Annotated in this window: 11 protein-coding genes; 2 read left to right on the top strand and 9 right to left on the bottom strand. The window is 45.6% G+C overall.

Translation table 11 applies throughout. The features are described from left to right. Positions 1-105: 105 nt before the first annotated feature. Both L0992_03440 and purL read right to left on the bottom strand, forming a co-directional pair. On the bottom strand, positions 106-639 hold the full coding sequence (locus L0992_03440; protein ID XGB67766.1) for a DUF3332 domain-containing protein: 534 nt from the start codon (positions 637-639) through the stop codon (positions 106-108). A gap of 264 nt (positions 640-903) precedes the next feature. After that, a complete protein-coding gene (gene purL / locus L0992_03435) occupies positions 904-4,815 on the bottom strand; it encodes a phosphoribosylformylglycinamidine synthase (GenBank protein XGB67765.1) in 3,912 nt (1,303 codons plus the stop codon). A 329-nt stretch (positions 4,816-5,144) separates the two neighbouring features. On the opposite strand from purL, the gene mltF reads away from it, so the two are divergent. Further along, positions 5,145-6,713 (top strand): membrane-bound lytic murein transglycosylase MltF, encoded by a 1,569-nt coding sequence (gene mltF / locus L0992_03430; GenBank protein XGB67764.1) that lies wholly within the window; start codon positions 5,145-5,147, stop codon positions 6,711-6,713. Between the two features lie 494 nt (positions 6,714-7,207). Here the strand turns inward: mltF and tadA are convergent, their stop codons facing one another. The 7 genes from tadA to L0992_03395 form a co-directional block, all read right to left on the bottom strand. Beyond that, entirely contained in the window at positions 7,208-7,828 is a 621-nt protein-coding gene (gene tadA, locus L0992_03425; protein ID XGB67763.1) for a tRNA adenosine(34) deaminase TadA, read from the bottom strand. Positions 7,829-7,901: 73 nt separating this feature from the next. Continuing rightward, on the bottom strand, positions 7,902-9,191 hold the full coding sequence (locus tag L0992_03420; protein ID XGB67762.1) for a hemolysin family protein: 1,290 nt from the start codon (positions 9,189-9,191) through the stop codon (positions 7,902-7,904). Between the two features lie 185 nt (positions 9,192-9,376). Next, positions 9,377-10,939 (bottom strand): AbgT family transporter, encoded by a 1,563-nt coding sequence (locus L0992_03415; protein XGB67761.1) that lies wholly within the window; start codon positions 10,937-10,939, stop codon positions 9,377-9,379. Positions 10,940-11,237: 298 nt separating this feature from the next. Next, the gene (locus tag L0992_03410; GenBank protein ID XGB67760.1) at positions 11,238-11,687 is read right to left on the bottom strand and encodes a prepilin-type N-terminal cleavage/methylation domain-containing protein; all 450 of its coding nucleotides are present in this window, start codon (positions 11,685-11,687) and stop codon (positions 11,238-11,240) included. After that, positions 11,677-12,981, bottom strand: coding sequence for a hypothetical protein (locus L0992_03405; protein XGB67759.1), 1,305 nt, complete (start codon positions 12,979-12,981; stop codon positions 11,677-11,679). The genes L0992_03410 and L0992_03405 overlap by 11 nt, the downstream gene beginning before the upstream one ends. Continuing rightward, entirely contained in the window at positions 12,978-13,610 is a 633-nt protein-coding gene (locus L0992_03400) for a pilus assembly protein PilW (GenBank protein XGB68682.1), read from the bottom strand. Before L0992_03400 ends, L0992_03405 begins: the two co-directional genes overlap by 4 nt. After that, entirely contained in the window at positions 13,591-14,097 is a 507-nt protein-coding gene (locus tag L0992_03395) for a GspH/FimT family pseudopilin (protein ID XGB67758.1), read from the bottom strand. The genes L0992_03400 and L0992_03395 overlap by 20 nt, the downstream gene beginning before the upstream one ends. Positions 14,098-14,199: 102 nt before the next feature. Between L0992_03395 and L0992_03390 the strand changes: the two genes are divergently transcribed. Continuing rightward, positions 14,200-14,631 (top strand): prepilin-type N-terminal cleavage/methylation domain-containing protein, encoded by a 432-nt coding sequence (locus L0992_03390; protein XGB67757.1) that lies wholly within the window; start codon positions 14,200-14,202, stop codon positions 14,629-14,631. The last annotated feature ends 76 nt before the right edge of the window (positions 14,632-14,707 follow it).

Raw genomic sequence — 14,707 nt, 5'->3', positions numbered from 1 at the left:
TGCTAGATGCTAGATGCTAGATGCTAGATGCTAGATGCTAGAAAATACGAAGCCGCTGGGGTTAAATCCAGCGGCTTTTCTTTTATTAATATCTAACTGAAAGGGTTACGCTTTCTCTGCGGCTAGCTGCTCAAGCGCTTGAATAGAGGTTTCTGATACTAACGTGCCATCCATGTAGTAGCTGACCTTGTCGCCATCACGAACACCTGTCAGAACTGCTTTCTGGCCATCGTTGTAAGTGATGTCCATACGAATCGTATTCTCATCGATTTGTTGCATCTCACCCCATTCGATCTGACGATTATTGAAACCAAGCGGAGCTTCTTTTAGTGAATCATCAAGGCTGTCGTTCACATCAATCATGGTATCGACTTTGCTATCAAAGATGTGAGGTGCGCCTGTTAGTGGGTTTTTACCCGCCCAGAATTCGATTGAGTTAAAGACAATGTAATCGGCTGCGGTGGTTAGTGCGTAAACCGGAGCAAGCAAGAAGTTGACGCCCGCACGAGCGTAACGGTTATCCACCACCTCGACGTTGAACTTCATTAACTTCCCAGTAACCGCGTTACTACCTACACACCCAGCTAACGACATGACAATCGCTGCCACTGCAACGGCTTTTGTAATTGTTGTTTTCATAGATCCCTCTTATGCCACAATGATTGATTCAGTTTTTGCATAGCCGAACGAACCTTTCCTTGCTCGATAGCAAGAATTATTCGCCTAACAAATTGATTCCATAACATTTAGCGTAGTGGAGATTTTTAGAACAGCAAACTGCAAACCTCAATTATTTCGCACTGGTTCCTAAATCTTAGGAAATAAAAAAACGCAGACCTTTCGATCTGCGCTTTTCATTTTTGATTAACCTAGCCTAGATTAATGCGACCTGTAAGAAAGTGATTAACCTACATTCTTACGTGCATTTTGGAACATACGCATCCAAGCACCATTCTCGCCCCAGCCTTCTGGAGACCAAGAGTTTGCAACCGTACGGAATACACGCTCTGGGTGAGGCATCATGATAGTCACGCGGCCGTCAGTCGTTGTTAAACCTGTGATAGCGTTTGGCGAACCGTTCGGGTTATTCGGGTATTGCTGCGTTTGGTTACCGTTGTTATCAACGTAACGTAGAGCAACCGTACCTGAGTTTTCAATCGCGTTTAGGTGGTCGTTGTCACGCACTTCTACGCGGCCTTCACCGTGAGAAACAGCGATTGGCATACGAGAACCTTCCATGCCGTTGAAGAATACAGAATCTGACTTCTGAACTTCTACTAGGCTGAAACGTGCTTCAAAGCGCTCAGATTCGTTGCGAACGAAACGTGGCCAGTACTCAGCACCTGGGATTAGGTCACGCAGGTTAGACAGCATCTGACAACCGTTACACACACCTAGAGAGAACGTATCTTCACGCTTGAAGAAGTTTTCAAACTGGTCACGAGTAGAGTCATTAAACAGAACTGACTTAGCCCAACCTTCACCAGCGCCTAATACGTCACCGTAAGAGAAGCCACCACACGCCACAAGGCCGTTGTACTCTTCTAGAACCGCTTGACCCGTTAGGATGTCGCTCATGTGAATATCAGTTGCTTCGAAGCCTGCACGGTCGAATGCTGCTGCCATTTCAACGTGAGAGTTAACACCCTGCTCACGTAGAATTGCCATCTTAGGTTTAGCACCTGTGTTGATGAACGGTGCAGCGATATCTTCGTTTACGTCGAAGCTTAGTTTCACGTTCAGACCTGGGTCTGAGTTGTCTTTCTTCGCTTCGTGCTCTTGGTCCGCACATGCTGGGTTATCACGTAGACCTTGCATCTTATGCGTCGTCTCAGCCCAGATAGTACGTAGTTCAGTACGGTTACGTTCAATCACTACAGACTCGCCAGACTTAATCACTAGCTCATCAGATGCTTCAACAGAGCCGATTACGTGTGAACACGCTTCTAGACCGTTTGCTGCAAGAGTAGAAAGAACAGCGTCTAGGTCGTCGTTGCGAACTTGGATTACCGCACCTAGCTCTTCGTTGAAGAGTGCTGCAAGCGTATCTTCGCCTAGCGCCGCAATATCAGCATTAACACCACAGTGACCTGCGAAAGCCATTTCAGCTAGAGTAACGAATAGACCGCCATCGCCTTTATCGTGGTAAGCCACAACTTGGTCGTTAGCCACAAGAGCTTGAACGCCCTCGTAGAAACCTTTTAGCTGTGCTGCGTTGTCTACGTCTGCTGGTTTATCACCAAGCTGCTTGTAAACTTGCGCTAGTGCCGTTGCACCTAGACGGTTTTTGCCGTTACCTAGGTCGATAAGAACTAGTGATGTGTCACCTAAGCCTTCAAGGTTATTCGGGGTGCGAAGCTGAGGTGTAATCGTCTTACGAACATCTTCAACACGAGCAAACGCAGTGATAACAAGAGATAGCGGAGACGTTACTTCTTTCTGCTCGCCGTTCTCTTCCCACTTGGTCTTCATAGACATTGAGTCTTTACCCACAGGGATAGTTAGACCCAGTGCTGGACACAGCTCTTCACCGACTGCTTTCACCGCTTCGTAAAGACCTGCATCTTCACCTGGGTGACCCGCTGGAGACATCCAGTTCGCCGACAGTTTAATATGTTTGATATCGCCGATGTTAGTCGCAGCGATGTTTGTGATTGCTTCACCAACCGCTAGACGAGCCGATGCGCCGAAGTCTAGTAGTGCTACTGGCGTGCGCTCACCAAGAGACATCGCCTCACCGTGGTAAGAGTCGTAACTTGCTGCCGTTACAGCACAGTTAGCAACAGGAACCTGCCATGGGCCAACCATTTGGTCACGAGCAACAAGGCCAGTTACCGAGCGGTCACCGATAGTGATAAGGAATGTTTTCTCTGCGACTGTTGGTAGGCGAAGAACACGGTCAACCGCTTCGTTCATTTCGATACCAGAACGGTCAATCGCTGGGTTATTTGCTTTTAGCGTTTTCGCGTCACGGTGCATCTTAGGTGTTTTACCTAATAGGATGTCCATTGGCATGTCGATTGGCGTGTTGTCGAAGTGTGAATCTTCAAGTTTAAGTTCACGCTCTTCCGTTGCTTTACCAACCACTGCGTATGGTGCGCGTTCACGCTTACAAATTGCGTCGAACGTTGCCATGTCTTCGTCAGCAACCGCCATTACGTAACGTTCTTGAGATTCGTTACACCAGATCTCAAGTGGGCTCATGCCCGGCTCATCGTTTGGTACGTCACGTAGGTTGAAGATACCGCCACGCTCGCCATCGTCTACTAGCTCAGGGAGTGCATTCGAGATACCGCCCGCGCCCACATCGTGGATGAATGCGATTGGGTTCGCATCACCTAGCTGCCAACAACGGTCGATAACTTCCTGACAACGACGCTCCATCTCTGGGTTTTCACGTTGTACAGAAGCGAAATCTAGATCTTCAGAAGAAGAACCAGAATCCATAGAAGATGCCGCACCGCCACCAAGGCCGATGTTCATCGCAGGACCACCAAGAACGATTAGGCTTGCACCTACTGGGATCTCTTTCTTCTGAACGTGCTCGTCACGGATGTTACCAAGGCCACCAGCCAGCATGATTGGTTTGTGGTAACCACGTACTTCTTCACCTGCGTGAGAGTTTACTTTCTCTTCGTAAGTACGGAAGTAACCTAATAGGTTTGGACGACCAAATTCGTTGTTGAATGCCGCGCCACCAAGAGGACCTTCAAGCATGATATCCAGAGCAGTAACGATACGGCTTGGCTTGCCAAAGTCAGTTTCCCAAGGTTGTACGAAGTTCGGGATCTTAAGGTTAGAGACAGAGAACGCAACCAGACCAGCTTTCGGCTTACCACCAATACCAGTCGCGCCTTCATCACGGATTTCACCGCCTGAACCTGTTGATGCACCCGGCCATGGAGAGATAGCCGTTGGGTGGTTGTGCGTCTCAACCTTCATCAAGATGTGTGTTTTCTCTTGATGGTAGTTGTACTGACGAGTTTTTGGATCTGGGAAGAAACGACCGACTTCAGAACCTGTCATTACCGCTGCGTTATCTTTATAAGCAGACAGAACGTGTTCTGGTGTCGTTTCAAAGGTGTTCTTAATCATCTTGAACAATGATTTTTCTTGCTTAACGCCATCGATAGTCCAATCAGCGTTAAAGATCTTGTGACGACAGTGCTCTGAGTTCGCTTGTGCAAACATCATTAGCTCGATGTCAGTCGGGTTACGACCTAGCTTTTCAGTGAAGCTTTCAAGAAGGTAATCAATCTCATCTTCTGCAAGTGCAAGACCTAGGGTAACGTTTGCTTCTTCAAGCGCTTTACGTCCGCCTGTTAATAGGTCAACTTCCGCATAAGGAGCAGGCTCAGCAACTTTGAACAGTGCCGCTGCCGATTCGAAGTCAGTGAAAACCACTTCCATCATACGATCGTGAAGAATCGCTTTCAGCTCAACAAGTTGAAGCTCAGAAAGTTCAGAAGACGTTTCAATGTAGAAAGCAGTACCGCGCTCTAGACGTGACACTTTAGCCAGTCCACAGTTGTGTGCGATATCTGTTGATTTTGAAGACCAAGGCGAGATAGTGCCCGGGCGTGGCGTTGCAAGCAGCAATAAACCTTCAGGTTCATGCTCTTCAATCGTTGGACCGTAAGTCAGTAGCTTTTCTAGCTTCTCAACTTCAGACTCATCTAGGTCTGCCGTTAAATCAGCAAAGTGGGCAAACTCAGCGTAAATACCTGTTACAGGTAAGCTTAATTCACGACAAAGCTCTAAAAGCTTGTTAACACGAAACTCAGATAGAGCTGGGGAGCCACGCAAAATTCTCATGTGCTTAGGTCTCTTATGCAGTTGATTAAGGTAGTATTGGAATAAATTCAGTGGGTTATAGGAACAACCTAACTGTTTTCTTCGAAGCTATTCCCGAAGGTTGCCAAACCTATGCCGATTCCACCTCTTCAATGCGAGCGCATTATAAAGCATTTCTTTTTGTGACGTAACACCAAAAGCAACCGTTTGCGTTATTTTTTTTATCTTTCTGCGTAAATGGTATTTTTGCTGCATTTATCACCACTTTTACATCTGTTTAATTAAACCTGCTTTGCCAGCCTTGCGGGGTTTGGTATAAAGGGGCTTCCACTTTTCGAGATTTCATTTTGATGCCTAAATTTACGCTCATCTTTTCGTCTAAATTCATTCTGCTCGTTATCGCTCTGGTTGGGCTCGCGGGATGCCAGATTGAATCTGAACCTAAAAGTGTCCTTGAGCAGATACGAGATCGCGGCGTTCTTCGTGTCGGCACCCTTAACAACCAACTCTCTTATTACATTGGTCCTGATGGCCCAGCAGGCTTGGATTACGAGTTAGCTCGTGAGTTTGCGCAGGAGCTTGGTGTAAAGCTTGAGGTTAAACCCGCTTACCGCCTATCTGGCTTATTCCCTGCGTTGAAGAAAGGCGAGATCGACCTTATCGCGACTGGCTTAACGCAAAATAACAAACTGACACGCGCTTATCGCGCCGCGCCTGCTTATTACTATGTAAGCCAACAGGTCGTGTACAAAAAGGGACAATGGCGCCCAAGAAACCTTGAGCAATTGATCAATTTTGAGAATGAGCGTCAGGCTGAGTTTGTAAAAGCACAAGCTGAATCAGAAGCTGCGGTATCAAGCGAGACGCTGACGCCCTCTTTGGTTGTGGTGAAAGACTCGCACTTTGAACCAACACTCAAACTGCTACAGAAAACACACGATGACTTCATCTACGACGCGGTTGGCAATGCAGACATCAATGATCTGCTAAAAGAAGTATCAACAGGCGAACGTTTATTCACAGTTGCAGACTCTATCGAATTGTCACTGGCGCAACGTTTGTACCCAGATGTTGCCTTGGCATTTGAGCTGACAGAAGACCAACCTATCTCTTGGTACCTAAATAGATCGGAAGATGAAAGCTTGTACGCTTTGCTGATTGAGTTCTTCGGTAACCTAAAACAGTCTGGTGAACTGGCTTCACTGGAAGAGAAATACATCGGTCATATCGGCACCTTCGACTACGTTGATACTCGTGCCTTTATCCGCGCACTAGACAGCAAACTACCAAAATGGTCACCGCTGTTTCAGAAGTACTCACAAGAATTTGATTGGCGCTTGATTGCTGCATTGGCATACCAAGAGTCACACTGGAACCCAGTCGCACGCTCGCCAACGGGTGTGCGAGGCATGATGATGCTGACACTGCCTACAGCGAAGAGCGTTGGTGTGACTAACCGTCTCGACCCGAAACAGTCGGTACAAGGCGGTGTTGAATACCTGCGCCGCATCGTGAATCGAGTGCCAGATTCAATCACACAACATGAGAAGATCTGGTTTGCTCTTGCTTCATACAATGTCGGTTACGGACATATGATGGATGCCCGTCGCTTAACCAAAGCACAAGGCGGAGATCCTGATGCTTGGGGCGATGTGAAAGACAGATTGCCTCTGTTACGACAGAAGAAGTACTACAGCCAAACTCGTTACGGCTATGCCCGTGGTGATGAAGCTAGAAATTACGTTGAGAACATTCGCCGTTATTACCAAAGCATCATCGGCCATGTAAATAAGCGTAATAAAGAACAAGAAGAGAGTCTTGAAGGGTTGATCGTCATCCCACCTCTAGAGACTTCTGGTGCTGAATCAAGCATTAGCGCTGCTGAATCGACAGTAAGCAGTTCGGAACCTTCGCAGTAGATACTAAAAGAGCAATGCCATTAAGCATTGCTCTTTTTTATTGTGCTTTTTGTAACTGTACGCAAAAGAATAAGCTCGACAAAAGGCCGTGAAAGTCGATGTGTCATATTGCAGTAACAATCGAACTTTATAACGGCACACCATAATCAAAATTACGCTCTGTTGCTCTTCAGTGCTGGGGTTCCTAGAACTGCTCTTCTGGGTAAGCCAAGCGCGCGACAGGCCAAATAAACGAATAACACTATAATTAAATCGTTAGTCCAAACTAAAAAGTCAGACGACAAATAGGAAATCATTGAAATGATGAAGAAACTGAAATCGAAGCGCCTTGATAAGACCGTTGCTGCAAACCGTCGTAAGCGTATGCTTTCAAATAACAAGAAGAAGATCATTTGGCGCAACCGTGCTTTCATGCAGATGATTGCTGAGTAAATACAATAACCAAATCACTTGGCACGGGCGCTCTTGAGATTGAGAGTGCCTAAAGCTCGCTGCTATTTCTTATTATTGACCTTATTATCGCTACTTACCTTGTCAGTTTCTAAACTCTGCTCTTCCAACAGACGCTCTTGCTTTCGCTTCTCTTTGATCTCTTTCCTACGGCGCTTGAAAAACGCCTGCAACTGCTCACGACACTCTTCTTCTAATAGCCCATGTTCAACATCTGCATAGTGGTACGAGGCTTGGCTTTCAAATAAGTTCAAGACAGTTCCCGCTGCTCCAGCTTTTAAGTCAGGTGCACCAAAGACGATACGTTTTACTCGGCTATGTAACAAAGCACCGGCACACATAGGGCATGGCTCTAGCGTGACGTATAAAGTGGTATCGAGCAGTCGGTAATTTTCCAGAGCTTGCCCCGCTTTACGCAAGGTTTCGATTTCTGCGTGTGCCGTAGCATCGTGGCTACCAATCGAACGGTTCCACCCTTCAGAAATAATCTCACCGTCTTTTACCAACACTGCACCCACAGGGACCTCTCCCTCACTCTCAGCTTGCTTGGCTACCTCAATGGCGCGTCGCATGAAGATTTCATCTTGAGGGGTGAATTGATGGTCTGACAAAGGGAACTCCAGAAAAACAAACAATAGGAACAAAAAAGGTATGCGGTGAAGCATACCTAATCTTGGTGGCGATGAACAACAAAGAGATAATGAACAATAACCACCATCTAGATGATTAACTCTCTATTTAGCTTGCCGCTTCAACTACATCGTTAACGATTTGCGTCGCTTTAACACTCACAATACGGTTGTTCTCGACCGAGATGATTTCAAATTGCCACTGCTGACACTCAACGAATTCACCCGTTTCTGGTAAGCGGCCTAGCAGCCACGTGATGAGACCATTCAGCGTTTGGAAGCCCTCGTTTTCACCTTCTAATTCCGAAAGCTCTAAGCGGTTCTTCAGCTCACTGAGGGGGATTAATCCATCCACCATCAATCCATCTTCAACTTGCTCTGTCCAAAGGTCTTTCGGGTTGTTCGATAGCTCTCCGGCAATCGCCTCAAGAATATCGTAGTGAGTCACTAGGCCTTGCACATCGCCATACTCATCGACAATGAATGCCATCTCAGTGCCTGACTCTTTAAAGTAACCAAGTAGACGCAATGCCTTCATCGATTCAGGCACGTAGATCGGAGATTTAGACAGTCCCATGATCACTTGAATACTTAAGTTACCCGCCTGATTCAACAAGGCTTTGGCTGACACCGTACCGACCACTTTATTGAGGTGATCTTGGCACAATGGAAACACACTGTGCTTTGATGAACGCAATTGCTTAAAGATGTTCTCGACAGGTTGGTCTATATCAAGAAAGTCGATATCTCGACGCGGCGTCATCAATGAGCTGACAAGGCGATCATCAAGCTGCAAGATATTGCGAATCATCTCTTGCTCACCGCGCTCTATCACACCAGATTCAGAGCCTTCTTTCACGAGCGCATGAATATCATCTTCAGTCACGCTGTCTTCTTCGCCACCACGCCCCATCAGCTTAAGAATGCCTTCGGTTGAAGTTGATAGCGCAAATACAAATGGCGTCGCGATTTTAGATAACCAGAAGATAGGTAGCGCTACTAACACGGCGATATTTTCAGCTTGAGATTGAGCGAAACGTTTTGGTACTAGCTCACCGACAACTATCGCGAAGTAAGTAATACCCACCACCACAACCGCAGTAGATAAGATATTCGCTTGTGTTGGGTCTAATCCCCACAGTTCAAGTTGAACCGCCAATGGAGCCGATAGTGTCGCCTCACCCACAATACCGCTGAGCAGGCCGATTACAGTGATACCGATTTGAATGGTTGAGAGGAAGCGGGTTGGGTTTTCTTTGAGCTCAAGCGCAACCTGAGCGGAACGGTGTTTTTCGGCTAAGCGTTTCAGCCGACTATTCTTTGCTGCTACCAATGCAATCTCTGACATGGCAAACAGACCATTTAAAACAATTAACCCTACTAAAAGCAGAATCTTCATGTGATTTGGATTTCCTAAATTTACCGGCCAACAATTAGCCGTAATCCGGAGTATAAGCTGAGTACCTTTATCTTGGATATAAAAAGTTTTAGAGATGAACCAATAGGAAAAAACAGCGAAAAAAAGCCCGCACATTTCGGTGCGGGCTTAGCAATGAATAAAGCTTAATTTTGCTTAGTTCAATCTTACATTGTGTAAGTGTAAGGTGCTTGGATACCTAGTGGGATACCAAGAGCCCAGTAAGCTAGCAAGAAGATAGACCAACCGATCAGCATAGCAATCGAGAATGGCATCATTAGAGAAGCTAGAGTACCGATACCTGTCGACTTAACGTAGCGTTGACAGTAAACAACAACCAGTGGGAAGAACACCATTAGTGGAGAGATGATGTTAGACACTGAGTCACCTACACGGTAAGCCGCTTGAGATAGCTCAGGAGAGATACCCACAACCATTAGCATTGGAACTAGGATTGGACCGATAAGAGCCCACTTAGCTGAAGCAGAACCTACAAGAAGGTTAACTGAAGCTGTTAGTAGAATCATACCAACAACCGTTGCTTCACCAGGAAGGTCCATCGCTTTCAGGCCTTCAGCACCGTAAAGCGCAAGCATAGTACCGATGTTTGATTGACCGAATGCAGATAGGAACTGTGCACAGAAGAACGACATTACAATGTATGCGCCCATCGTTGCCATCGTCTCAGACATTGCTTTGATTACGTCATTACTGTTCTTGAAAGTACCCGCTACACGGCCGTAGACGATACCTGGAATGATGAACAGGATGAAGATCAGAGGAACGATAGACTTCATTACTGGTGCAGAGAATGCTGTTAGCTCACCTTCAGGCGAACGAAGCGCTGAGTTTTCAGGAATAAGAGCCGCGATAAGCAGACCAATACCTGCAACCATTGCCCAACCTGCAAACTTGAATGCTTTAGATTCGATTGCAGTGAAAGTACCAAGATCTGGTGCAGCTTCTGCATCTTCATCAACTGGCGTGTTAGCAAGACGAGGCTCGATGATCTTCTCAGTTACGTACCAACCGATAGCAACAATAAGCACTGAAGATAGGCCAGTAAAGAAGATGTTCGCTAGAGGGTTAATCACGTATTCAGGGTCAAGAACGTTTGCCGCTGTTTGAGTGAAACCAGCGAGTAGCGGGTCAATACCTGAAGGAATGAAGTTCGCTGAGAAACCACCTGATACACCAGCAAACGCTGCTGCAATACCCGCTAGAGGGTGACGACCCGCAGCGTGGAAGATGATACCACCAAGAGGGATTACTAGAACATAACCTGCATCTGCTGCTGTGTGAGACACGATAGCAACAAGGATTAGCATTGGCGTTAGTAGCTTAGCTGGCGTGAAGTTAAGCATCTTCTTAAGGCCAGTCGTAATGAAGCCTGAAGAATCTGCAACGCCAACACCTAGCATAGCAACAAGTACGATGCCTAGCGGTGCGAAGCCTGTGAACGTGGTAACCATATTCGCTAGGAAGCTAGCAAGTGCTTCACCAGTCAGTAGGTTGTTAACTTCTAGAGCAGCACCCGTTTGAGGGTTGATTAGGTCGAATGAAAGGTTCGACAAAAGTGCAGATGCTACCCATACGATAACTAGAGCCCAGAAGAACAGGATTGCTGGGTCTGGAATTTTGTTGCCGGCGCGTTCAATGAAGTTTAGAAAGCGGTCCATTCCACTGATTTTCTCAGTCGATGGTGCTTTTTTTACGGCTTGGTTACTCATTGTAACTCCATATGTGATGTTGTTTTGTTTAGGCCTAATATAAGTTTTGACCACGGCCTATTGGTACAGCACATATTCTATTTAAATCGTCATTAAAAAGCACAAGATTCCACCTCATTTTCCATAAATGGAGACATATTTTGCAAAAATACCATACAACAGCAACAATATAAAAACACAAAAAACACCATTCCATATACAGTCATTTAACCAGTACGCAAACAATGTCCGAGGAGTGAAAATTATCAGTAAAAGGAGTAGCGTAAGCCTTGGCATGCAGTAAACGTTTGCTTGAGGGTCAATCAAACTCACTGTATTTGGAGAGCATAGTTTCTAGATAAATGCTTTGTGCGCGGTTCATACGATCTTGCCATGCAATTGTGACAGTAATGTTTTTCAGAGCGCCAGACAAAGCCCCGTTGGCATCGGTTACATCACATGCCATCGCATACGCAGAGCCCGATAAACCGGATAAGGGATCTGAACTTGCTATGTTGAGACAATGCTTCGCCTCACTTAGTTCCGAGAAAGGAATGAGCCCAACCGCCCCACTCACATCCGACACGCGAGTTCGATAATATTCCATCTGCCTTTCAGCAAAATGCAACGCTTCAACACTGTGGAGTGCAAACTCTGATTTTTGTTCCGCGTACACCTGCAATTTAACCAACCCTAAAGAAGCAACACCAATGAGCATAAAAGAAATAAGCACCTCGATAAGACTGAAACCTTGTTGTTTAGAAGTCATTCCATGAGCCTCGCTTCCACTTCGCTTTCAAAGGAGCACTATGAGGATTGTATTCACCGGTATAATCTAAATTGATTGAACCCTGAATTGTCGATAGCCCTCCAGTGGAATCAAAAAACATCCCGCCTTTCGGGAAAAAAGAGGCAAATCCAATATAAACCGAATTGCTTTGTACTAAACCAGTGATAGGAATTGTATCTGGGACTTTAGCCCACAAGTCACTCAACAAGTCGGTATCAAGATCGGGAGAGTTAGGGTTATCGAATATACTCATATCATTTAGATGATAAAAAGATCCATCAAATACGCTTGCGTTACCGTTCGCAACAATGCCATCTTGAATCACTAGTGAGCGAGGTGTAACAACGCCAGGGATAGGCTCAACAACATTAATCGCAGGTGAATAAACGACGCAATCACCGATAACCCATACCTTATTCTCTCCACTTGAAAAGGCATCATTAATAGCTTTGCTACACTTATTTCCTTCGTACTCACCCTTAACTAAATCTATATGCTTGGGCGGAGATACAGTCCGATCAATCAGGTCGACAACATGGTAATCAAGCTTAATTTGGTCAATATTCTCTGATGTTTTAGGGACTCCAAAGTAATTAGAGAACGTATCGATATCAGGATCGAACTTGAAGTCTGACTGAAAAGAGTTTGAAGGCAATGCCCCAACAGAATCGATGGTTGCGTCACTGCTAATATCAGTGGTTGGTTGACAAGACTCAAAGGTAGGAAAAGGTGGTGTCTCTGGAGTAATGGTCTTTAAACGTCCCCCTCCCTTTTTCTTATAGATGACACTATCTAGAAATCGAACTGAGACACACTCGTTAATACCATCAACAGCGGTAAGAGCGATATCGGGATTAATGTCGATGTTGTGATCTGAAATAAATTCTAAGCTCGAATTGGTTTGCATTACTCCTAGCCCCGAAGCATCTTCAAAGCTAATCTCTTTGTTCAGCGATAAAGACTCTGAACTCGACACCAATATATTCGGTGTGAGGGCTTCTGATTCCAACGTAACGACTTTCGATTGCTGACAATGATCCATTAAATCATTGGGAATAGCAGTCAGGTCATTTTCGGCGATGTAAGTGAATCCACACTCTAAACCACCTTCCGATCGCCAGTGGGCTTTGCGACCTTCGACCTCGTTTTGAGCCACTTTGATCTGATGAAAAACACTGCGGTATGAACCTAACGTCACTACCAGCGCACCAATTAAAAGCACAGATGTAATCAACAAGGTCACCACACCACGCTGGTTTCTCAACATCATCATTGCCAGTTCCTTTGTTTAATGGAGACCGAAAGCGATTTGGAAACACCCGCGGTTGGAATTGAAGCTGTGATATTGATATCAGTGAGCGTGGTCTTGATAGAGTTTTGCTCTAATGCCTGAGAATTAATGTTGAACTCGTCCACTTCGATAAGACTGTCATCGAACAATGAATAACACGATGTGACGTCATTGAACGAAAGGAGGTCATCTGAAACAAGCATGCCTTTTTCACATATTTGTAGCCGAGTCCCATCCTTGCGGTAAACGATATGTCGATGATCTTTATCGCTACTCGACCCTTCTCGGAAATAAACAAAACCCACCGCCACACCGCCACTGACTTGAATTGTGTCACTCGCGCCAGATAACTTGATTGAGTAACCGTTTGAACCATCGTAACCCGCTCGTTGAATATCCTCTTTCATCACCTGCATGGTGCTTGTTAGATTTTGTAGCAGCAATAATTCAATGCCTTTGTCTTTGGCAATTCTCTGCCCTGTTATAAAGACACTACCGATAATCGAAATCGCGAACACACCAATCACAGACGCCACCATTAACTCAATTAATGATGTGCCTTGCTGTTTACTCGGCGCTATCGCGGTCGGTCTAACACGCATCATAGCCATACTGCGCACTGGACTCACCGCACACCTTAATTCGCCCTGGAGGGCTAGATAATTTAACCAACAGTCGGTCTGTTGACGCTGTGTTTGGAGAAAGGTAAATCGTTCCTCTAGCTGGTCGTCCTCTTACACTCTCAAAACTAATTCTTGCACCTGTATAGTTATGAGAAAACGAGACATCTCGAAACGGTTGACCCGATAGCATCATCAGCGTTTCGCCAGAGAGATCTTCGGTCGGTTTCAATAACAGACTCCACTCCCCTGTTGATTGCTCTTCATTTTTATCCATGGAGAAATGAACCCAAAGATCTTGATTCCTTTTCACCGATTCAGACTTAGCTTGAATTAAAAAACCATTCAACTCACCAGCGAGTCGCTGCATCTTGACGGTTTGAGTCACCGAACTAAAACTCGGGGCAGCCGTCGCTATCAGTATCGACAAAACCGATACCGTTATTAACAGCTCTAATAAAGTAAACCCGCGAGTCATTTCCCAAATTCCTATGTAATCTGATGCGTAACCGTATTTAATCTTGCGCCGATGCTACCACCAGAGAAAAATAGACAGAGTTATGAAAGGAAACTACTCGCGATGATTCGAAGAAATATATGCAACAACAACAACTTAAGCATTAAAGGAATGACATTGATCGAATTATTGATCGCTGTCGCCATCGTGGGGATACTCGGTGCTATTGCCTATCCAAGTTATACAAACCATGTAATCAAGGCGCATCGAGTTACAGTGATGGCTGATATGACAAAGATACAATTGGAGATAGAAACGCTGTACACGGGAAACTACACCTCAGCAGCAGAGAGTATTATTTCTGGAGGGACATGTTTGTTTTGCGATACGGATACTAGCCGCTACACGCTAGCAGTTTCGGCTAGCAGCACAACCTACTCAATCCAGGCTGAACCACTTTCAACACAAACAAACGATGACTGCTTAGAATCGACGACCGATATTTTGGAATTGCACCACTCAGGTATTTCAGAACCAGAAGCGTGTTGGAAATAGCAAGATCCCCCAGCAAAGAACTAGAACTTACCCGTACACCTCAGTTCTTTCGCTTATGAGCTTCTTCTCTCTAACC

Origin of the sequence: Vibrio pomeroyi (assembly GCA_041879425.1) — a bacterium.
Taxonomy (GTDB): Bacteria; Pseudomonadota; Gammaproteobacteria; order Enterobacterales; family Vibrionaceae; genus Vibrio; species Vibrio pomeroyi_A.
The sequence above is the reverse complement of the archived record's forward strand: the minus strand, read 5'-3'. Positions and strand labels throughout refer to the sequence as shown.